19 protein-coding genes are annotated in these 20,029 nt (G+C 65.6%); 7 read left to right on the top strand and 12 right to left on the bottom strand.

From position 1 onward, the window contains the following. Positions 1-46: 46 nt before the first annotated feature. Positions 47-232 (bottom strand): hypothetical protein, encoded by a 186-nt coding sequence (locus tag G5S35_RS07155; RefSeq protein WP_065065504.1) that lies wholly within the window; start codon positions 230-232, stop codon positions 47-49. An 83-nt stretch (positions 233-315) separates the two neighbouring features. Between G5S35_RS07155 and G5S35_RS07150 the strand changes: the two genes are divergently transcribed. The 3 genes from G5S35_RS07150 (at position 316) to G5S35_RS07140 (ending at position 1,937) form a co-directional block, all read left to right on the top strand. Continuing rightward, positions 316-768, top strand: coding sequence for a hypothetical protein (locus tag G5S35_RS07150; protein WP_183038775.1), 453 nt, complete (start codon positions 316-318; stop codon positions 766-768). 26 nt (positions 769-794) lie between these two features. Continuing rightward, complete coding sequence (locus tag G5S35_RS07145) at positions 795-1,385, top strand: cupin domain-containing protein (RefSeq protein WP_373681704.1); 591 nt, start codon at positions 795-797, stop codon at positions 1,383-1,385. Positions 1,386-1,529: 144 nt separating this feature from the next. After that, positions 1,530-1,937, top strand: a complete 408-nt coding sequence (locus G5S35_RS07140) for a PRC-barrel domain-containing protein (protein ID WP_065065502.1) — start codon at positions 1,530-1,532, stop codon at positions 1,935-1,937. 177 nt (positions 1,938-2,114) lie between these two features. Here G5S35_RS07140 and G5S35_RS07135 read toward each other — a convergent pair whose 3' ends face one another. The 3 genes from G5S35_RS07135 to G5S35_RS07125 form a co-directional block, all read right to left on the bottom strand. Further along, positions 2,115-2,552, bottom strand: a complete 438-nt coding sequence (locus G5S35_RS07135) for a Fur family transcriptional regulator (RefSeq protein WP_231957394.1) — start codon at positions 2,550-2,552, stop codon at positions 2,115-2,117. Between the two features lie 297 nt (positions 2,553-2,849). After that, the gene (locus tag G5S35_RS07130; protein ID WP_065057472.1) at positions 2,850-3,035 is read right to left on the bottom strand and encodes a DUF6515 family protein; all 186 of its coding nucleotides are present in this window, start codon (positions 3,033-3,035) and stop codon (positions 2,850-2,852) included. 425 nt (positions 3,036-3,460) lie between these two features. Continuing rightward, positions 3,461-4,354, bottom strand: coding sequence for a DUF2092 domain-containing protein (locus G5S35_RS07125; RefSeq protein WP_124260991.1), 894 nt, complete (start codon positions 4,352-4,354; stop codon positions 3,461-3,463). Between the two features lie 372 nt (positions 4,355-4,726). Between G5S35_RS07125 and G5S35_RS07120 the strand changes: the two genes are divergently transcribed. From G5S35_RS07120 to G5S35_RS07110, 3 genes are read left to right on the top strand one after another with little or no spacing between them, the layout of a single operon-like run. Beyond that, positions 4,727-6,169, top strand: coding sequence for an MFS transporter (locus G5S35_RS07120; RefSeq protein WP_183038774.1), 1,443 nt, complete (start codon positions 4,727-4,729; stop codon positions 6,167-6,169). Positions 6,170-6,193: 24 nt separating this feature from the next. Next, positions 6,194-7,390: a CaiB/BaiF CoA transferase family protein gene (locus G5S35_RS07115; protein WP_124260989.1), complete on the top strand. Its 1,197-nt coding sequence runs from the start codon at positions 6,194-6,196 to the stop codon at positions 7,388-7,390. A 2-nt stretch (positions 7,391-7,392) separates the two neighbouring features. Beyond that, complete coding sequence (locus tag G5S35_RS07110; protein ID WP_074984128.1) at positions 7,393-8,244, top strand: citryl-CoA lyase; 852 nt, start codon at positions 7,393-7,395, stop codon at positions 8,242-8,244. A 44-nt stretch (positions 8,245-8,288) separates the two neighbouring features. On the opposite strand, the gene G5S35_RS07105 is transcribed toward G5S35_RS07110, so the two are convergent. Further along, a complete protein-coding gene (locus G5S35_RS07105) occupies positions 8,289-9,050 on the bottom strand; it encodes an IclR family transcriptional regulator (RefSeq protein WP_065057466.1) in 762 nt (253 codons plus the stop codon). A gap of 301 nt (positions 9,051-9,351) precedes the next feature. On the opposite strand from G5S35_RS07105, the gene G5S35_RS07100 reads away from it, so the two are divergent. Then, positions 9,352-10,752, top strand: coding sequence for a cytochrome c peroxidase (locus G5S35_RS07100; protein ID WP_124260988.1), 1,401 nt, complete (start codon positions 9,352-9,354; stop codon positions 10,750-10,752). Positions 10,753-10,771: 19 nt separating this feature from the next. Here the strand turns inward: G5S35_RS07100 and G5S35_RS07095 are convergent, their stop codons facing one another. From G5S35_RS07095 to G5S35_RS07065, 7 genes are all read right to left on the bottom strand, one after another. Continuing rightward, positions 10,772-11,779: a LacI family DNA-binding transcriptional regulator gene (locus G5S35_RS07095; RefSeq protein ID WP_110328991.1), complete on the bottom strand. Its 1,008-nt coding sequence runs from the start codon at positions 11,777-11,779 to the stop codon at positions 10,772-10,774. 156 nt (positions 11,780-11,935) lie between these two features. After that, positions 11,936-13,036, bottom strand: a complete 1,101-nt coding sequence (locus G5S35_RS07090) for an ABC transporter ATP-binding protein (RefSeq protein WP_074984125.1) — start codon at positions 13,034-13,036, stop codon at positions 11,936-11,938. 15 nt (positions 13,037-13,051) lie between these two features. Continuing rightward, positions 13,052-13,999: a carbohydrate ABC transporter permease gene (locus tag G5S35_RS07085; RefSeq protein WP_080180155.1), complete on the bottom strand. Its 948-nt coding sequence runs from the start codon at positions 13,997-13,999 to the stop codon at positions 13,052-13,054. Continuing rightward, entirely contained in the window at positions 13,996-14,931 is a 936-nt protein-coding gene (locus G5S35_RS07080; protein ID WP_065057462.1) for a carbohydrate ABC transporter permease, read from the bottom strand. Before G5S35_RS07080 ends, G5S35_RS07085 begins: the two co-directional genes overlap by 4 nt. Positions 14,932-14,938: 7 nt before the next feature. Continuing rightward, complete coding sequence (locus G5S35_RS07075; RefSeq protein ID WP_065057461.1) at positions 14,939-16,180, bottom strand: ABC transporter substrate-binding protein; 1,242 nt, start codon at positions 16,178-16,180, stop codon at positions 14,939-14,941. A gap of 217 nt (positions 16,181-16,397) precedes the next feature. Next, positions 16,398-17,795 carry a GH1 family beta-glucosidase gene (locus tag G5S35_RS07070; RefSeq protein WP_183038773.1) on the bottom strand — a complete coding sequence of 466 codons (1,398 nt, stop codon included), beginning with the start codon at positions 17,793-17,795 and terminating at the stop codon, positions 16,398-16,400. Positions 17,796-18,076: 281 nt separating this feature from the next. Next, positions 18,077-19,753, bottom strand: coding sequence for a SulP family inorganic anion transporter (locus tag G5S35_RS07065; RefSeq protein ID WP_110328987.1), 1,677 nt, complete (start codon positions 19,751-19,753; stop codon positions 18,077-18,079). Positions 19,754-20,029: the final 276 nt, after the last annotated feature.

Raw genomic sequence — 20,029 nt, 5'->3', positions numbered from 1 at the left:
TTTCGGCGCGCTTTTCGGCGCGTTCGCCGATGCGTTTGCTGTTGCGCTAATCGACGGCGCGTTCGGGCGGTGCGTCGGACGGCGGATCGCCGAGCGGCGGAGGCGGCGGCACATCGCTGTCCGGAACGGGCGGAGGCTTGCGCTGGGGCGTTTCCGGCGTGTTGGGCTCTTCGGTCGGCAGATGCGCGTGAAGAGGCGCAGGATAGGGATGAGGCAGGAAAGCGTGGGGCATAGATGGCTCCGGGTGTTCGTCGAGCGCAGGCCTGTAAAAGCGCGCGCCGGCGAAGCGCGAGAGATGACGATGGCGCAAGCGACGTGCCGACTCGTCCGGTTCTCGCCGTGTCGTCCACTCCGGTCGCAAACGAAAAGCGCTGCTGGAACGCGGGTTGCGAACTCGACATGCGAAGCGGCAACCCGCACCAGGAGGTCGATCCGATGGTCAATCCGATGAAAATCCGCACTCTGCTCGGCGCACGCGCGGTGCCCCGGTTGGCATGCGCTGTATTCGTAACGGCGTCGCTGTTCGGCGGCATGCAGGCGCACGCACAGGGCAATTCGAATGGCGCGAATGGCGCACGCGGCGGCGGCCCGGGGCTGCCCGCAAGCGGTGTCAACGGCGTGTATCCGGCACCGATGCAGGGCGTCGAGCCGGGCGTGGCAGCGAGCGGCGCACGCGCGACGCGCACGGCGAATCGCGCGTCGCAACGGCATGCGCACACGATGTCGAAACATCCGGCGAGCGGGGCATCGGCGGCTGTCGGCGAGTGAAAGAACCCATGACAGGACCAGTGATCATGCCATTGACACGCGGTTTGGCGCGCATGCGCGCGCAGCATCGTCGGCACGATGAACATCGCGGCGAAGTGAGCGCGTCGGCGCACGACATCGACGCCTTCGTGCTGCAGCCGAACGGCTGGGTGCCGAATAACAGCCGCCTGCCGGTGATCGTCTACCGACACGCTTTCGATGCCGATGCGCCGAAACTCGTCGAGCAGATCGAAACGCGTTTCGCGCATCACGCGTGGCCCGTGCAATGGCGCAACGGCGTGTTCGACTTTCACCATTTTCATTCGACGGCGCACGAGGTGCTGGGCGTGTTCGCGGGCGCGGCGGAAGTGATTCTCGGGGGCCCGGGCGGACGAACGGTGCGCCTTGCGGCCGGCGACGTGCTGCTGTTGCCGGCGGGCACGGGCCACTGTCTTCTGTCGCGCACGGATGCGTTTCAGGTGGCGGGCGGCTATCCCGCCGGGCAGCAGTGGGATATCCGACGCGATGCGCTCACGTCCGACGAATTGCGCGCGATGGCGGCGTTGCCGTTTCCGGCCAGCGATCCGGTTGATGGCGCAAGCGGGCCGGTGATCGAGCGTTGGGTATCGCAGGCGTAGCGCCGCCTGGCGCGCCGCTGACCGCTTGCTTCTTGCTTCTTGCTTCTTGCCGATTTCACAGGCACGGCAGTTGCGTTTTGTTCCTCGCTCTCGCCAGGCGGCGCCACGCGCCGCGCCAATGACAATCAATAGAAGGAGGAAACCATGAACCGACGCGCCATCTCGCTTGCCGCGGCCATCGCCAACGCGGCTGTTTTCACCGGTGCGCTGGGCAGCGCGACGCTCGTGCATGCCCAGGGCGCGCCGCAATCGATCGCCGTCCAGCGCATGGCGACGGTTCAGTCCGGCACGGGCTTTCGCGCCTCCAAACTCGTCGGCTCGAATGTCTATGACAACAACGGCAGCAAGATCGGCTCGATCGACGACATCGTGCTCGAATCGCCGAACGACGGCGCATTTGCGATTTTGTCCGTCGGCGGTTTTCTAGGCATGGGCGAACATCTCGTCGCCGTGCCGTTTAACGATCTGCACATCAGCGCCAAGCAGATCGTGCTGCAAACCGACAAGGCCGCGCTCAAGGCGATGCCGGAGTTTCATTACGCGAAGGATTGAGGCTGAGGAATGGGCGCTCGACACGCCAGGCTGCGCCGCAAAAAATGTCGATAATTTATGTTATGTAAAATCACAAATTCGCGGTGAACGACGTGTTTCAAACGTCTTCCGCGCGCCTTCCAGCCTCGTCCGGCCGCCCGATTTCCGCCTCGGGCGGCCTTCGCATCGTGTGACGCGTTACGGCCGGCGGCTCAGCCCGTGCATCGCGCCCGTGCGACGAACCCGCGATTCCAGCGTCGCCTCACAGTGCGCGCAGCGTCCGAAGATCACGAGGCTCGCGCTCGTGTAGCGGAAACCGCGCGCGCCCGCGATCGTCTCGTGCTGCGACTCGAGTTCGGTATCGTCGATATCCGCGACTTCGCCGCAGTCGTTGCAGACCAGATGCGAATGACGCGTGCCGCGATTGAGTTCGTAGACGACGCGCTGCTCGCCGATCCACGCGTTCGTGATCAGACCGGCTTCGAGCAACTGCGACAGCGCCCGATACACGCTCGCCAGGCTGCATTGCTCCGTTTCCGGCGGCACGCGCCGGAAAACCTGATCGGCGGTCATGTGCTCGTTCGGAAATTCGTGGAACAGCCGAAGCACCGCGACGCGACTCGAGGTCGGACGCATACGGGCTCGCTTCAGGTCGGCATAGATCGCTCTCATCGCATCGGCACACTTTTCATACGTGGCCAATAGTCTCGATTGCCGTTGCTTAAGGCTTGCTTAAGGCCCGGTGCGTCGAAGCGATTTGCGATGAGGGGGGCATTACACGGCTTTACCCCGCGACGCTCTCGCCGCCCTGCTTTTCGCGGAAAATCCCCGTTGAATCAATGCGATAAAGGTGGCGCGGCGAGCAATGGCGAGTGAAAAGCAAACGGCCGCGCCGGGCGCGGCGCGGCCGTCGTCAGACGCATTCGCCGCACTTCAGCGCGGCGGAGAAACCACCACGTACTGCACCTGCGCACCGATGTATTGCGGCTGATACCACGTCGCGCCGCACTGTTCGTAACTCGCGCCGCCGATCACGACCGCCGTGCACGACGGCGGCAGCGTGGCGACCATCGAGCCGACCACCGCGGCCGTTACGCCCACCGTCACGGCGGCAGCCACCGGATCGACGTACCAGCCGCCACCCCAATATGGCGGCGGGGGTGGAGGCGGAGGCCCGGGCGGATGCGGACCCGGACCAGGCTGTGGCCCCGGTCCGGGTCCGGGTCCCGGCGGATGAGGCTGCGGTCCCGGCCCAGGCCCGGGCGGATGAGGCTGCGGCCCTGGACCCGGCCCCGGCGGATGCGGTTGTGGTTGTGGCCCCGGCCCAGGATTCGGATGCGGCCCCGGCTGACCACCGTTGTGCTGCACGCCGCCGCCGTTGAATCCCGGTCGTCCATGAAACTGTCCGCCGCCGCCAAAATTGCCGCCGCCCATCGGATGAATGCTGGTTCGCGCCATCCCGCGGAACGCGAGCGCCGCCGGCGCGGCCAGCGCCATCGAGACGGCAAGACCCGCCGCAATGGCCCGTTGTGTGTGCCTGTTCATCATTCCGCCTCCTGATAAGGCGGGCGGTCCGCGGGCTTCATCTCGATCTGCCGCGCGCCCGGACGCGGGCGGAACACGAAGGTCGACGCCGCGAAAACCGGATTCAGATTCCAGTGATAAGTGACCTCGTGCCGGGGCCGCGACGGCTGCGTGGTATCGGTGATGATCATCTTGCACGGCAGCTGTCGCCGCCCTGCTTCGATCCACAGCTCCCAATCGGCGCCCGGCTGCCGGTAGGCGTAATGCGTGCAGGTGCGCGTATCGACTTTCTCCGTGCCGAGCGACTGCGCGGAGCTGATCGCGAGATCGTCGGGCTTGTCGGCGCCCCAGTAGAACAGGTCGGCGAGCGGCGTTTCGATGTGCCACGTCACGGCCAGATCGCGCACGAGTTCGTCGAGCGTCGGCGGCGCGTCGCGGCGCGCGTAGTAGCCTTTTTTCTCGTTGAAGATCGTGAAGCGATGGCCGTCGTAGACCATGCCGCGCACGTTGCCGTTACCGGTGATGTCGGCGCGCATGCGATCGGGCCGCTTCACCTTGAGCACGGTATGGCGCAGCAGCGCGGCGTTCTGGCCGTTGTCGAGCACGACGTCGGTGACCGTGTCGGCGTCCACCTGGAACGTGCGCAGCGTGCGCAGATACGCGCCCATGGCGTCGAGCGCGTCCGTGGCCTGTTCGTCGATGGCAGGCGTCTCGCTGCTGCCGCCGGTCTCGCTCGTGCCCAGATCGACGAGCGGTGAAGGGACGTTCGATTGCGCCGGCACATGTTCGCCGCCGTTGTCCTGATGGGCGCAGCCGGCGAGCGCGAGGCCGCCGGCGAGTGCAATCGAGATCGACAACGCGAGCCAAGCAGGCGCCGCTCGCGCGATGACTCCAGGGAAGACTCTCTTGTTCACATCGTCTCCTGACTGAAAGTTCGCCGGATTCGACCGCCGGTGCAAGTCGTTGCGCGCGCAGCGACTGACGTCCTGGGTCGGCGAAACGCCGGGCCGTTGCAGGCGATGTCGCAAGCCTCTTCGTGCCTTGCGTGCCTCGCGTCTCGTATCGACGAGCTTACCAGCGCAACGTTTCTTCGTCCCCCCAATGCGCCGCCCTCGCCCTGCGCGCCGGTTTCCCGTTTGCGTTCGCTCAGTAAAAGCCCTGGTCAGGCGAGTTCCGGACGCGGGTTATCATGCCGCTCATCCATTTTTAGAACATCGTTCTCTCAGATAGAACGACAAGAACGAGACAGCCCGATGCCCTTGTCCCGAGCTCAGGAGGAGCCCGCCATGTCCAGTTTGCCGGTCGGCGCGACGCACGAGTCGCTCCGTGAAGCCGTCCCGCCCGCGAGCGCGGCGCAGATCAACGCGCGCATCGACCGCCTGCCGGCCGCGCACGCGGTCTGGACGCTCGTCCTGCTGATCGCGACAGGCGGATGGTTCGAGTTCTACGACCTGTTCTTCACGGCCTACGTCGGGCCGGGGCTCGTCAAGAGCGGCCTTTACTCGACCACGACGGCCTCGTTCTTCGGCTTTTCGGGGCTGGGCGCGTTCGTGGCGGCCTCGTTTGCGGGGCTCTTCATCGGCACCTTCTGTTTCACCGGCCTCGCCGACCGCTATGGCCGCCGCACGATGTTCACGGCGTCGCTGCTCTGGTATTCGGCGGCCACCTGCGTGATGGCGCTGCAAACGTCCGCGCCCGCGATCAACCTCTGGCGGCTGATCGCGGGGATCGGCGTGGGCATCGAACTCGTCACCATCGACACCTACGTGAGCGAGCTGGTGCCCAAGCACATGCGCGGGCGCGCGTTCGCCTTCGTGCATCTCGTGCAGTACACGGCGGTGCCGACGGTCGCACTGCTCGCGTGGTGGTTCGTGCCGCGCGCGCCGCTCGGGTTCGACGGCTGGCGCTGGGTCGTGATGTTCGGCGCGGCCGGCGCGCTGATCGCGTGGGCGATCCGCCGCAACGTGCCCGAAAGCGCGCGCTGGCTCGCGCAGCGCGGACGCCACGACGAAGCGGCGCGCGTGCTCGCGACACTCGAAGCGAAGATCGAAGCGCAGACGGGCCGCCTGCTGCCCGCGCCGCCGCTTGCGACGGAAAGCGCGACCGCCGCGCCGCCGCGCAAGGCGCGCTTCAGCGAGATCTGGCAGCCGCCGTATCGCCGCCGCACGATCACGCTGCTCGTCTTCAATCTGTTTCAGGCGATCGGCTTCTACGGTTTCGCGTCGTGGGTGCCGACGCTGCTCGTCTCCAAGGGTGTGACGATCACGCACAGCCTGCTCTACGCGTTCGTAATCGCGGCGTCGAATCCGTTCGGCCCGCTGATCGGCATGGCCATCGCCGACCGCATCGAACGCAAGACGCTCGTCGTGCTCTCCGCGCTCGCCATCGCCGTCTTCGGTTCGCTGTTCGCCATGCAGACCTCGCCCGTGATGCTGATGGTGCTCGGCGTGCTCATCACGCTCGGCGGCACGCTGCTCTCGGTCGGCTATCACGCCTACCAGGTCGAACTGTTTCCCACGCGCATGCGCGCCACGGCGGTCGGTTTCGTCTATTCGATGTCGCGGCTGTCCGCGATGTTCTCGGGCTTCATGATCGCGTTCGCGCTGCGCCATTTCGGCGTGCCGGGCGTCTTCGCCCTGATCACGGGCGCGATGGTCGCGGTGATGGCGGCCATCGGTCTGTTCGGCCCGCGCACCAACAACCGCTCGCTCGACGATATTTCCCATTGAACTGAACCAGAGGCTGGAATCACGATGTTGCCTTTAGCAGGAATCCGCGTTCTCGATCTTTCCAACGTGCTGGCCGGGCCGTTCTGCGCGTATCAGCTCGCGCTGTTCGGCGCCGACGTCACCAAGGTCGAGCATCCCGAAGGCGGCGATCTCGCGCGCCGTCTCGGCGCCGACAAAGACGCCGCCGCGCGCAACATGGGCGCGTCCTTCGTCGCCGTGAATGCGGGCAAGCGCTCGATCACGCTTAATCTCAAGGACCCGCGCGGCAAGGCGATCCTGCTCGATCTCGTGCGCGATACCGACGTTCTGGTCGAGAATTTCCGCCCCGGCGTGATGGATCGTCTCGGTTTGGGATTCGATCAGCTATCCGAAGTCAATCCGCGTCTGGTGTATTGCGCGATTTCCGGTTTCGGCGATTCCGGCGAACTGTCGCCCCGCCCCGCTTACGACCAAATCATCCAGGGCATGGCCGGCGTGATGAGCGTGACGGGCGACGCCGAAAGCGCGCCGTTGCGCGTGGGCTATCCGGTCTCCGATACGGTCGGCGGCCTGACGGCGGCGTTCGGCATTTGCGCGGCGCTCGTCGATGCGCGCACGAACGGGCGCGGACGCCGCCTCGATGTGTCGATGCTCGAAGCGACGCTCGCGACCATGGGCTGGGTCGTGTCGAACTATCTGAACGCGGGCGTGGAGCCCGTGCCGATGGGCAACGAAAATTTCACCGCCGCGCCCTCGGGCACGTTCGCGACCGGCGACGGTCTGCTCAACATCGCGGCCAACGAAACGCGTCAGTTCGAGAGCCTGTGCGCGGTGATCGGCCGTCCCGAACTGTCGAGCGATGCGCGCTTCGCCGCGCGCCATCTGCGCAAGCAGCATCGCACCGAATTGAAGGCCGAAATCGAAGCCGCGCTCGCCGCCGACAGCGCCGCAAACTGGGAAGCGCGGCTGCTCGCGCAAGGCGTGCCGGTTGGCCGCGTGCTGTCGGTGCCGCAGATTCTCGCGCATCCGCATCTGGCGGAGCGGCAATTCGTGCGCGAATTCGCGCCGGCGAACGGCGAGGCGGCGCAGCGCGTGACGCGCGCGGGCCTGCGTCTTTCGGACGGCGACGCCGCCCCCGCCGCGCCCGCGCCCGCACTCGGCGCGCACACACGCGAAACCCTTGCACAACTCGGCTACGACGCCGCGCACATCGACGCCCTGCGCGCCGAAGGAGTCATCTGAACATGAGCACGACGAACACCGACCTCGCCGCCCTCTGCGCCGATTACTGGCGCACCTCGATCATCGACATTCATCCCGGCTCGATCGCCGTGCGCGGTTTTCCGATTCAGGAGCTGATCGGCCGCGTGAGTTTTCCGCAGATGATCTGGCTGATGCTGCGCGGCGAGCTGCCCGGCGACGACGAAGCGTCGCTGCTCGAAGCGGCGCTCGTGGCCTCGGTGGACCACGGTCCGCATGCGCCGTCGATTGCGATCTCGCGCATGGCCACGAGTTGCGGCCTGCCGCTCAACGGCGCGATGGCGTCCGCCATCAACGCGCTCGACGACGTGCACGGCGGCGCGGGTCAGCAGGCAGTGGAACTCTATGCGTCGATTGCGGCGCGGCTCGATGCGGGCGCGCCGCTCGACGAGGCCGTCGAGGCGGGCGTCGACGCCTTCGTCGCGGAAAACGGCAAGTATCTGCCGGGCTTCGGGCATCGGTTTCATCCGGTCGATCCGCGCGCCGGACGGCTGCTCGAACTCGTCGATGCGCGCGTGGAATCGGGCGCGATCAACGGTCGTTACGCGCTGATCGCGCGCGGCGTGGAAGCGCTGCTCAAGCGCCGAAAAAACAAGCCCGTGCCGATGAATATCGATGGCGTGACCGCGGTGATTTACGCGGAACTGGGCTTCGCGCCCGAACTCGCGCGCGGCGTGTTCATCCTCTCGCGCGCGGTGGGGATTCTGGCGCATGCGTGGGAGCAGCGCGGACGCGGCGAGCGCAACAAGGGGCCAATGCCGCGTCAGATCGATTACGCGTACACCGGCGCGCCGGAGCGTCATCTGCCGGCTGGCGCGCAGCCGCGCGGGGGCTGAGCTTTCGGCGTTTGAACGCGGTTTTTAGCCGCTTTTTTGCCGTTTTACGCGCCCTGCGCGTGCGCCTGACGGGCCGCGCGCAGCGCACGCGAGTCGCCGCCCAGCGCGTCGGTGGCGCGCACGGCGCAATCGAACAACGCATCGAGATTCGTTTCCACGAACGCGCGGTCGATGCGCGAACTCGGACCCGCGAGCGTGATCACGCCGCGCAGCGCGTTCTGCACGCCGAACACGGGCATCGACACGCCCGAGGTTTCCCGATCGCGCTCGCCGATCGACATGCAATAGAAGTCGCGCCGGATCTGCTCGAACGCCTCGCCCGGTTCATGACCGAAGGCGAGCAGCGCGCGCCCGCCCGAACCGGTTTCGAGCGGCAGCACGTCGCCCTCGCGCACGTGATGGCGCACGACATGCATCGAATCCACGCGATGCAGACACACGCGCACCGCGTTGTCGCGCACATAGAACGACACGCTTTCCCCGCTTTTTTCCATGAGTTCGCGCATCAGCGGCAGCAGGATGTCGCCGAGATTCAGGCTGCGCTGATAAAGCGCGCCGAGTCCGAAGGTGGCCGGTCCGAGCTGATAGCGGCCGTCTTCGAGCCGCAGCAGCAAGCGATGCTGAATGAGCGCGCCGGCGAGGCGCAGCAGCGTGCTCTTGTAGAGCCCCGTGCGCGCCGCGAGTTCGGCGAGCGTGAGCGCCGCGTTCTGCGGGCCGTCTTCGGGACGGAAAGCGAACAGGATGGCGCACGCGCGGTCGATGACGGCGACGCCTTCTTCCTTCTTGGGCGGTTGTTCCGCGGGCATGTCGGGCGATGAAAGGCAAGCAGAGAAGCCTGAATTTTACGCGATCTCATGCGTGATTCGGCCGCATTCGTGCCGTTTTCCTGCGATCGCTCGCGCGCTGCCTCATCGGCGATGCCTGCGGTTCGCGCGTAGCTTGACCGTCCGCAATGGCGCGTGCGGGCTCCGTCCGTAGCATCGGACGCTGATCCGGCCGGCACCGCCCCACTCGCCTTGCAGGCCCGCTTTCCGACAGCGCCGCCGAGTGGGCATCGAAAGCCGGATATCCGCTCAGGATTCCCAGGTTTCTCCACCTCACATCGCCATGAATAAATTTTTCGTCAGCGTTGCGGGTTTGCTCGCGGCCGGTTATCTCGGCCTCAGCGCCCTCGCCTGGTATCACGACACGACCTACGCGGAAGGGGCGGCCGCCCGCCCCGCCGCCTCGCCCGAAGCCGCGCGCATCCGCGATATTCTCGACCGCAACGCCTGCTACAGCTGTCATTCGACAAAAGCGGTGCTGCCGCCTTATGCGTCGCTGCCCGGCATCAAGCAGATCGCGCAGTTCGATACCGAAAGAGGCCAGCGCTATTTCCGGCTCGATACGTTGTATGCCGCGTTGCACGATGGCGCGAAACCTGGCGAAGCCGATCTCGCCAAACTCGAACGCGTCGCGCAAAACGACACCATGCCGCCCGCGCGCTTTCGCGCCGTGCACTGGGGAACCGGCTTGAGCGCTGGCGACCGGCATACGCTGCTCGACTGGATCGCGCACGAACGCAAGCGCTGGTATGCGACGCCCGGCGTCGCGGCGGCGTTCGAGAACGACGCGGTGCAGCCGCTGCCGCACACATTGCGCGCCGATCCGCGCAAGGTCGCGCTCGGCATGAGGCTGTTTCACGATCCGCGTCTGTCCGCCGACAACACGATTTCCTGCGCCAGTTGCCATGCGCTCGGGACCGGCGGCGTGGACAACCGAAAACTCTCGCTTGGCGTGGGCGGCCAGTTGGGCAGTGTGAACGCGCCGACGGTGTTCAACGCGGCGCTCAATCACGCGCAGTTCTGGGACGGCCGCGCCGCGACCTTGCAGGAACAGGCGGGCGGACCGCCGCTGAATCCGGTGGAAATGGCTTCGGTGTCGTGGGAGCAGATCGTCGGCAAATTGCAGGCCGATCCGGCGCTCGTCGAGACCTTCGCGCAGATCTATCCTGACGGCATCAGCGGCCCGGCCATCACCGACGCGATCGCCGAATTCGAAAAGACGCTGCTGACGCCGAGCCGCGTCGACGCCTATCTGCGCGGCGACGCACGCGCCTTGAACAGCGACGAGGCGCACGGTTATCAGCTATTCAAGTCGATGGGCTGCGCGACCTGTCACGTCGGCGCGAATCTGGGCGGCCAGTCGTTCGAGCGGATGGGCCGCGCGGGCGACTGGTTTGCGGCGCGCGGTGGCGCGCTCACCGAAGCCGACAACGGCCGCGCCAACGTCACGCACGATCAGCACGACGTGCAGGCGTTCAAGGTACCGGGGCTGCGCAATGTGGCGCTCACCGCGCCGTACTTTCACGACGGCAGCGTGAGCGATCTGCGCGAGGCAGTGAAGCAGATGGCGCAATACCAGTTGGGCACTGCGCCATCGGACGCCGACGTCGATGCACTGGTCGCGTTTTTGAACGCGCTCAGCGGCACTTATACGCCCTCGCCCGCGCTGGCCGCGCAGCCGTGAAGCGATATCAACGCACGCCCTACTTCGCGTGCGTCACCGAGGCGCGCATCGTCACGCTTACGTTGAAGCTGCGCTCGATGTCCCACTCCGTGCCGTAGCACTGGTTGATCAGCCAGCGCACGGCATTGCGCGTCAGCTCGGCGGTCGGAATATGCACCGACGTCAGCGCAGGCGCCATGTAAGCCGCGGAATAGTCGTCGTCGTAGCCGATCACGGAGACGTCGCGCGGCACCGAGATGCCCGCGTGCTGCAGGCGCGCGAGCGCCGACATCGCCATCGTGTCGTTCGCGCAGAAGAGGCCCGTGAAGCGGCGCTTCGATTCGAGCAGCCGCCCCGCTGCCGCATAACCGCCCTCGGGCGAGAAGTCGGACATGATGAGCGGCACGCGCTCGCGTTCGATGCCATGGCGCGCGAGTTCGGCGAAGAAGCCGTCCAGACGCGCCTGATTGTCCGATGAACTGGCCGTGCCGCCGATCGCCGCAATCTCGCGATGGCCGTGCTCGATCAGCGTGCGCGCGGCCAGTTCGCCGCCGTGAAAGTGGTCCGCGCAGAACGAGGCTTCGGGAAAGTGCGCGAAGGCGCGATTGAGGAAGGCCATGCGCGGATGCAGCGCGTGCAGCATGCCCAGATCCTCGTCGTGCAGGTCGTGACTGATCACCACCACGCCGTCGCAATCGCGCCCGATCAGGAAGCGCACGGCCTCGATCGCCTGCTCGCGCGGCGACGCTTCGCCGCAGCCCGTCGCCACCACCACGTGACGGCGCACCGCGCGCAGTTCGGTGTCGGTCTCCTTGAGGATCGTGCCGTAGTACGAGCCGAAGAAGGTCGGCACGAAAATGCCGATGATGCCGAGCGACTGCGTCGCCATCGCCCGGCCGATCGACGACGGCCGGAAGTTCAGTTGTTCGATGGCGGCCTGCACGCGCGCCGCCGCGTCCGCCGACACCGGGCCCTTGCCGGAAATCGCCCGCGAGGCGGTGGAAAGTCCCACGCCGGCCAGCGTTGCCACGTCTTTCAGGGTTGCCACTTCTCGTACGTCCCTCGGTTTTATTGTCGTTGCGCGATCTGTGTACGACGTCGCGCGCTGTATCAGCACGGCCAAATTTTTACCACGTTCTTACTGACTTCCGAGCGTGCTTTTTTGGTGCATTGATCGGAGGAATAGCAGACCTTTCGCGGCCGCTCAAACGCGCTCGCCGCTCGCTTCGTCGAACAGCGACACATGTGCTGCGTCGATGCTGAATGGCACGTGCGCGCCGCTCGCGAGCGGCGTTTTGTCTTGATCGATCGAAGCGATCTGCGCGCCGTGATAATCGAGCCACAGCACGCGATGATTGCCCATCGGTTCGACCAGCGTGACGCTGCCCTGATGCGCGCCTTCGCTGCCCGGCGCGCCGAGGCGCGTGGCGTGCACGTCTTCCGGCCGCACGCCGAGCACACAAGGTTGCGCGAGATCGGGCGCGCCCTTGAACGCGTAGTTCGTCACGTCCACGTCGAGCTGCGCGCCGCGGAACCAGAGCTTGCCTTCATTGGCTTCGAGCTTGCCTTTCAGCAGGTTCATCGGCGGCGTGCCGAGGAACGTCGCCACGAACAGATTCTCGGGCCGCGCGTAGACCTCGGCGGGCGTGCCGAACTGCTGGATCACGCCGCCCTTCATCACGGCCATGCGCGTGGCGAGCGTCATCGCTTCGACCTGGTCGTGCGTCACGTAGATCATCGTCGCGCCCAGTTGCTGATGCAGTTGCTTGAGCTCGCGACGCAGTTCGGTGCGCAGCTTGGCGTCGAGATTCGAGAGCGGTTCGTCGAACAGGAACACGTCGGCTTCGCGCACCAGCGCGCGGCCGATCGCCACGCGCTGACGCTGACCGCCGGACAGTTGAGCGGGTTTGCGCGCAAGCAGCGGCCCGAGTTGCAGCATGTCGGCGGCGCGCTTCACGCGGCGCTCGATTTCCGGCTTCGGCGTGCCGTTGATGCGAAGCGCGAACGACATGTTGCGCTCGACATTCATGGTCGGGTACAGCGCGTAGGACTGGAACACCAGCGCCACGCCACGATCCTTCGGGTCGGCCCAGGTCATGTCCTCGCCGCCGATCTCGATGCTGCCGTCGCTCACGTCGATCAGCCCGGCGATGCTGTGCAGCAAGGTGGATTTGCCGCAGCCCGACGGCCCGAGCAGCACCACGAATTCGCCGGCGCGCACGTCGAGGTCGAGGTCGTCGATCACCGTGTTCGCGCCCAGATCGATGCGCAGCTTGCGCACTGAGACGTTTGCCAGATTCGTCATTGTGTGTCTCCGCTTTTAGCCTTTCACCGCGCCCGACGCGATACCGCGCACGAACCAGCGCCCCGACACGAAATAGATCGCGAGCGGCACCAGCGAGGTCAGGATCGTCGCGGCCATGTTGACGTTGTAGAGCCGCTCGCCCGTGGTGGTGTTGATGATGTTGTTCAGTTGCACCGTCATCGGCAGATTCTTCGTGCCCGCGAACACGAGGCCGAGAATGTAGTCGTTCCAGATGCCCGTCACTTGCATGATGATCGCGACCACGATGATCGGCACCGACATCGGCAGCATCAGTTGCACGAAGATGCGCCAGAAGCCGCCGCCGTCGATACGCGCCGCCTTGAACAGTTCCTGCGGCAGCGACACGTAGTAGTTGCGGAACAGCAGCGTCATCACCGGCATGCCGAAGACCGTGTGAATCAGCACGATGCCGGGCAGCGAGCTGAACAGATGCACGGTGGCCAGCACGCGCACGAGCGGATAGACCATCACCTGCACCGGAATGAACGCGCCCGCGAGCAGCACGGCGAACAGCACGCCCGCACCGCGCGGTTTCCAGAACGACAGCGCGTAGCCGTTCACGGCGCCCACGGCGATCGAAATGATCGTGCTTGGCACCACGATGCGCACCGAGTTCCAGAAGCCCACGCGGATGCCCGCGCATTCGAGCCCCGTGCAGGCCGACGCCCACGCGTCCTGCCACGGCGCGAACGTGAGGTGACGCGGCAGCGCGAGCAGATGCCCCATGCGGATCTCGTCCATCGGCTTCACCGAAGTCACGAGCATCACGTAGAGCGGCAGCAGGAAAAACAGCGCGGCGATGATGAGAAAGCCGTAGACGCCGAGTCGCGCGGGCGTGAAGCGGCTGCGCTTCGGTTTGCCTTTCGAGGCGCCCGGCGTGCGCCGGATAACGGGCGGAATGGGCCGAATGGCGCCCGACGGTTCGGTCAGCGGCGCGCTCATGCTCGTTCTCCTTTGCGTGCGGCGCGGCTTTTCGCGTAGAGCACCGGCGCGAGGATCGCGAGCACGGTGGCGAGCAGCACGATCGAGGCCGCCGAGGCGAGCCCGATGTTGGCGCGGTTGAACAGATAATCCATCACGAATTTGCCGGGCACTTCGCTCGCGGTGCCGGGACCGCCTTGCGTCATTGCCACGACGGCGTCGTAGAGCTTCACCACCATCACGAACAGCAGCACGAAGGCGGTCGACATCGAGGTCTTCAGCATCGGCACGACGATGCTCGCGTAGACGCGCCAGCGCGGAATGCCGTCGAGGCGCGCGGCCTTCCAGATCTCGTCGTCGATGCTGCGCAGGCCCGAGAGCATCAGCGCCATCACGAGGCCCGAGGCTTGCCACACGGTCGCGATCACGAGCGTGTAGATCACGAACTGCTGCGAGACGATCCAGTCGAAATGCGCGTGCGTGAAGCCCATGTGCCGCAGCACGGCCTGCACGCCGAGTTCCGGATTCAGGATCCACTGCCAGACGAGACCGGTCGCGACGAACGACATCGCATACGGATAGAGAAAAATCGTGCGCAGCGCGCCTTCGGCGGCCACGCGCTGATCGATGAAGATCGCCAGCAGCAGACCGATCACGAGACACGCCACGACGAAGCACACGCCGTAAATCGCGAGGTTTTGCAACGAGACGATCCAGCGTTCGGTTTCGAACAGCCGCACGTATTGCGTGAAGCCCGCGAAGGTGTTCGTCGGCAACGAGCGCGAATAGCTCACCGAAACGCGCGCGGTCCACAGCATCGTGCCGAGATACGCGAACACGACGGTGAGCGCCATGGGCAGCAACGCGATCCATGCGGCGAGCGACAGCCGCCGCCGCATGGGGCGCGCTGCACGCGCCTGCCGTTTAGCCTGATCCAGCTTGAGCGCGTACATAAGCCTCTCAGCTCTTGAGCGCCGACGCGAACGCTTTCTGCGCGTCCTCGGCCGACTGGTCCTTGTTCCAGAAGTTCGTGATGACGTCCTGGAGCGAGCCCTGCACGTCAGGCGGGATCAGCATTTCCGGATTCGGCAACTGACGCGCCTTGTCCTTCATGATCGCCATGCCCTGCTTCGCGCACACGTCGAAACCGGCCGTATCGACATCGAGACGGATCGGAATCGAACCCTTCTTCTCGCTGAACGCGACCTGCGCCGTCGGCGACGTGATTACGCTGGCGAGCAGTTGCTGCGCTTTCACGGCCTGCGGATTGTCGGTCTTCGGGAACACGAAGGCGTCGCCCGCGATCATGTACGGCGAATTCGCGAAACCCGGGAAGCAGCCGAAGTCCTTGCCCGCGACCTGCTTCGCGTTCGAGAATTCGCCCTTGGCCCAGTCCCCCATGATCTGCATGCCGGCCTTGCCCGAAATGACCAGCGCCGTCGCGTCGTTCCAGTTGCGGCCCGGCGAGCCCGGATCGACATAGTTATGCAGACGCTTGAAGGTCGTGAGCACGTTCTTGAACGCGGGCGAATTGACGGCATTCGCGTCGCGGTCGCGATAGACCTTCATGTACAGATTGCGGTCCATGTCCGCGAAAATCGCGTCGAACGTGATCTTCTCCTGCCACGCCTGGCCGCCCAGCGCGAGCGGAATCACCCCGGCTTTCTTGAGCTTGTCGAGATCGGCGAACAGTTCGTCCATGCTCTTCGGCTCGGCCGCGATGCCCGCTTTCGCGAACACCGGCTTCGAGTAGAAGAACCAGTCCTGCATGTGGATGTCGACGGGCGCCGCATAGAAGTGCCCGTTCACCTTGATCTGGTTGAGGATCGAATCGGGCAGGATGCCGTTCCAGTTTTCCTTCGCCGCGACCGCATCGACATTATTCAGGAGTCCCTGGTCAATCAGGTCGTGGAACTGCTTCGACGTGTTGAACTGCGCCGCCGTGGGCGGATCGCCGCCGACGATGCGGTTGATCGCCGTGGCGCGCGCCTGGTCGGCGCCCGCGATCGCGTTGTCGACCCACTGGCCGCCCGCCTGGTCGTAGGCTTGCGCGAACTGCTTGATGGCGGCCGACTCGCCGCCCGAGGTCCACCAGTGAATCACATTGGCCTTGAGCGGCGCGTCGGCGGCGTGCGCCGCGACGGCTCCGGCCAATGCCAGCGCGGCGGCGAGGCCGCGCAGGACGGGTGCGTTTTGCTTCATTGCGTCTCCTCCGGTTGATCCGGTTTTCTCTGCTGGTCGATGAAGTCAAACTTGGCGGTGATGCGGGTGGCTGCGCGCACGCGATCGTGCTTTGGTGCAACTTTCCCCTGTCGCGCATTCTCGAGGCGCGCAGCCGGTACGGCAATTACGGTAACTACCGTTCTTGTTTTCGATTTCGCGTCGACCTTTGCGTCGAGCGAATCGATCGGTCGAGACGTCAGGCGCCGCGCGTCTTGCGTTCGGCGATGAAGCGCGCGATCAGTTCGGCGCTGCGTTTTTTCGTGCGCTTCTGCGTGTCGTAGTCCACGTGCACGACGCCGAAGCGCCGCTCATAGCCGAACGCCCACTCGAAGTTGTCGAGCAGCGACCACACGAAATAACCGCGCACGTCCACGCCCGCCTTGATCGCCGCGTCCACGGCGGCCAGGTGACGCTTGAGGAACGCGATGCGTTGCGAATCGACCACTTCGCCGCCGATCACGTCGTCGTCGGAGGCCATGCCGTTTTCGGTGATGTAGATCGGCGGCAGGTTCTCATACGTGCGATCGAAGCCGATCAGCAGATCGCGCAGACCGTCCGGATGCACTTCCCAGCCCATCTGCGTGCGCTCGACGTCGGGCAGCGGCACCTCGGTGAAACCGTGCGCGCCGTCGCTCTTCACGTTGGTGCGGAAATAGTAGTTGATGCCGAGGAAGTCGAGCGGCGCGGCAATCGTCGCCATGTCGCCGTCGAGCACGAGCGGCTCGGTGCCCGGCCACAGCTCGAACAACTCCGCCGGATATTCGCCCTTGAGCAGCGGATCGAGAATCCACGCGTTGTGCTGGACTTCGAAACGGCGCGCGGCGGTGATGTCGGCGGGCGAATCGGAGTTCGGCGTGCCGCGGCCCACGTTCGCGACGATGCCTTTCGCCGACTTCGGATCGTTCGCGCGCAGCACCGGAATCGCCATGCCGTGACCGAGCAGCAGATGATGCATCGCCTGGGTCGGATAGCGCGGGCTCGCGAGGCCCGGCGCGTGATGGCCATTGCCGTAGCCCAGATACGCCGAGCACCACGGCTCGTTGAGCGTCATCCACGCGTCGACGAGACCGGACAACTCGCGGCTCATGAGATCCGCGTAATCGGCGAAACGATACGCCGTGTCGCGATTGAGCCAGCCGCCGCGATCTTCGAGATGCTGCGGCAGATCCCAGTGATAGAGCGTCGCGTAGGTCTGGATGCCCTTCCCTTTCAGGCGTTCGAGCAGGCGCTTGTAGAAGTCGATGCCCTTCGCGTTCGGGCGGCCCGACGCGTCCATCACGCGCGGCCAGGCGATCGAGAAGCGATAGGCCTCGAAGTTCAGGTCGCCGAGCAGATCGAGGTCGCCTTGCCAGCGATGGTAGTGATCGCAGGCCACGGCGCCGGTGTCGCCCGCGAGCACCTTGCCCGGCGTGGCGCTGAAGGTGTCCCAGATCGACGGCAGACGGCCATCCTCGGTCGCGGCGCCTTCGATCTGATACGACGCGGTGGCCGCGCCGAGCAGAAAGTCGCGGCGCCAGAGCGCGGAATCGGGCGACGGCGTGAAGGCGTCGTCCTCGAGAATGGCCGAGGCGGTGTGTGGCGAATCGTGTGTCACGAAAGCTCCTGCGCAAGGGTCGGAACCGGGCGATGCGGACGCCGGCGGGTGATTGGGTGGAAGCGCTTCCACAGCGCTTGAGGCGCACGATATCAGCCGCGAATTCCCGCGGTAAATCAGGGTTTGTCAGGACGTTTTTAAGTAGTTCCTGTGTAGGTTATGCGCACCGGATTTTGGATTTTGACTACTTGCGGGAGCGATGTGACGTGAAACAGCGTGATTTGGCGCGGACAGTCAGTCCGTGCCGGGCTCTCTGGAACGCCAGGACGAGGTGGGCGGCGTCACGCCTCGGCGTGCGCGTCGAGGTTGGGATGCACGGCGGCGAGCGCCTCGTGCAAGGTGGTGTAGATATTTTGCGCGCCCACCACGGGCGTGATGCCGTGTCGGTCCATGTCGGCGCGCAGATAGCGGTTCACGCGGCCGAAAATCACCTTGACGCCGCGCTCGCGCAGCGACTCGCATAGTTCGTTAACCGAACGACCCGCCGAGTAATCGAGATCGGTGATCGCCGCCGCATCGACCAAGAACCAGCGCACGGGCGTCGGCGCGCCATCCACGAGACGACGCACTTCGTCGACGAACAGGTGGTCGTTCGCATAGAACAGGTCGGCGCCGAAGCGGAAAACGATCAGTCCCGGATCGGTCTGAAGCCCCGCGTGCGACGGCACCGGCATCCAGCGGCCCTCCTCGTTCGGCACCAGCACCATCGTGTGCGGACGATAGCTATGGCGCACATGGCGCAGCAGCGAAAGCCCGATGGCAATCAGAATGCCGTTCTCCACGCCGATCACCACGACCGCGATCGCGGTCGTCACGGCAAGCCCGAATTCGCCCGGGCTTTCCTTGCGGATATCGATCAGTTGTCCGATATGCACGAGCCCGACCGCGATCGTGAACACGATGGCGGCCAGCACGCAATGCGGCAGATATTGCAGCCAGCGGCTCAGGAACAGCAGCACGATCACCACCACGCCGGCGAAGACGACTTGTGCGAACTGGCTGCGCGCGCCGGCCTGATCGGCCATCGCGGTTTGCGTGAGACTGCCGTTCACCACGAACGCGCCGCTCATCGAGGCAGCGGCGTTGGCGGCGGCGAGGCCGAGCAGGTTTGCGTCTTCGTCCACGCGCTCGCCGTATTTTTCGGCAAATGCGCGGCTCGTGGCGGCGCTCTGCGCAACGATGATGACGAAGCACGACGCCGCCACCTGCAGCAGATCGATCATCTGGAACCAGCCAACGGCGGGAAACGCGACATGCGGCAAGCCGCCCGCCACCGGCCCGATCACGGCCACGCCGTGGCGCTGAAAGTCGAACAGCGCACTCGCCACGATGCCGCCGATCACGGCGACGAGCGGCACGGGCCAGCGCGGCCGCACGCGCTTGAACACCAGAATCGCCACGACGACGAGCGCGGAGATCGCGAGCGTGCCCCCGTGAATCTGCGGCAATTGCAGGACGATCTGCTTGATCTGCAGGACCGTGCGCCGCGAATTGACCGTGATGCCGAGCATGTCGCCGAGCATCGCCACGCCCACCTGCACGCCCACGCCCGTCAGAAAGCCGACCAGCACCGTGCGCGAGAGAAAATCCGCGAGAAAGCCGAGTTTGAACACGCGCGCGATCAGCAGCATGACCGCCGTGAGCAGCGCCGTCATGCCCGCGAGCGCGACGTATTCGGCGCTCGACGGCGTGGCCATGGTCGAGAGCTTGCTCGCGAAGATGGTGGCCGTGGCCGAGTCGGCGGCGACCACGAGATGGCGCGACGCGCCGAACAGCGCGAAGGCGATCAGCGGCAGGAAGCCCGTGTAGAGACCGGTGACGGCCGGCATGCCCGCGATGCGCGCGTAGCCGAGCAGTTGCGGCACGTTCATCGACGCGAGCTGCACGCCCGCGATGGCGTCGCGCAACGCCGTTGCGCGGTTGAGCGGCCGCACGCCCTTGAAGAACTCAAACGCCATGGCGGCGTCCTGCTTGTTGCTGAAGCGTCCGCGTTTGCCGAGGGGGCCGCGGTTGGTTCGATTTCGACCTGCGCATGCGTGTCTGTTGCTCCTCGCGTTTCGATGCCGCGTTCGACGTCGCGTTCGACGTGATTGTTTTCCGTGCCGTTATGTTAGCGCGGCTGCGCCCTTTTCCTCCGCGCAACCGGCAGCGCCGAAACCCCGCTGAAAGAGTCGCCACGTATCGACATGAAAAAAGGCCAGCGTGGAAGCTGGCCTTTTCAAACAACGTCGAAC

This window comes from Paraburkholderia tropica (assembly GCF_014171495.1).
Taxonomy (GTDB): domain Bacteria; phylum Pseudomonadota; class Gammaproteobacteria; order Burkholderiales; family Burkholderiaceae; genus Paraburkholderia; species Paraburkholderia tropica.
The sequence above is the reverse complement of the archived record's forward strand: the minus strand, read 5'-3'. Positions and strand labels throughout refer to the sequence as shown.

What these genes read in the sequence shown, in the direction of transcription:
- G5S35_RS07105 (WP_065057466.1), bottom strand. Translation starts at nt 9,050, where the DNA reads ATGCCCGCGGAACAACCGCCCAAGAAGGAAGAAGGCGTCGCCGTCATC.
- G5S35_RS07110 (WP_074984128.1), top strand. Translation starts at nt 7,393, where the DNA reads ATGAGCACGACGAACACCGACCTCGCCGCCCTCTGCGCCGATTACTGG.
- G5S35_RS07100 (WP_124260988.1), top strand. Translation starts at nt 9,352, where the DNA reads ATGAATAAATTTTTCGTCAGCGTTGCGGGTTTGCTCGCGGCCGGTTAT.
- G5S35_RS07065 (WP_110328987.1), bottom strand. Translation starts at nt 19,753, where the DNA reads ATGGCGTTTGAGTTCTTCAAGGGCGTGCGGCCGCTCAACCGCGCAACG.
- G5S35_RS07120 (WP_183038774.1), top strand. Translation starts at nt 4,727, where the DNA reads ATGTCCAGTTTGCCGGTCGGCGCGACGCACGAGTCGCTCCGTGAAGCC.
- G5S35_RS07090 (WP_074984125.1), bottom strand. Translation starts at nt 13,036, where the DNA reads ATGACGAATCTGGCAAACGTCTCAGTGCGCAAGCTGCGCATCGATCTG.
- G5S35_RS07075 (WP_065057461.1), bottom strand. Translation starts at nt 16,180, where the DNA reads ATGAAGCAAAACGCACCCGTCCTGCGCGGCCTCGCCGCCGCGCTGGCA.
- G5S35_RS07085 (WP_080180155.1), bottom strand. Translation starts at nt 13,999, where the DNA reads ATGAGCGCGCCGCTGACCGAACCGTCGGGCGCCATTCGGCCCATTCCG.
- G5S35_RS07140 (WP_065065502.1), top strand. Translation starts at nt 1,530, where the DNA reads ATGAACCGACGCGCCATCTCGCTTGCCGCGGCCATCGCCAACGCGGCT.
- G5S35_RS07145 (WP_373681704.1), top strand. Translation starts at nt 795, where the DNA reads ATGCCATTGACACGCGGTTTGGCGCGCATGCGCGCGCAGCATCGTCGG.
- G5S35_RS07155 (WP_065065504.1), bottom strand. Translation starts at nt 232, where the DNA reads ATGCCCCACGCTTTCCTGCCTCATCCCTATCCTGCGCCTCTTCACGCG.
- G5S35_RS07135 (WP_231957394.1), bottom strand. Translation starts at nt 2,552, where the DNA reads ATGCGTCCGACCTCGAGTCGCGTCGCGGTGCTTCGGCTGTTCCACGAA.
- G5S35_RS07115 (WP_124260989.1), top strand. Translation starts at nt 6,194, where the DNA reads ATGTTGCCTTTAGCAGGAATCCGCGTTCTCGATCTTTCCAACGTGCTG.
- G5S35_RS07080 (WP_065057462.1), bottom strand. Translation starts at nt 14,931, where the DNA reads ATGTACGCGCTCAAGCTGGATCAGGCTAAACGGCAGGCGCGTGCAGCG.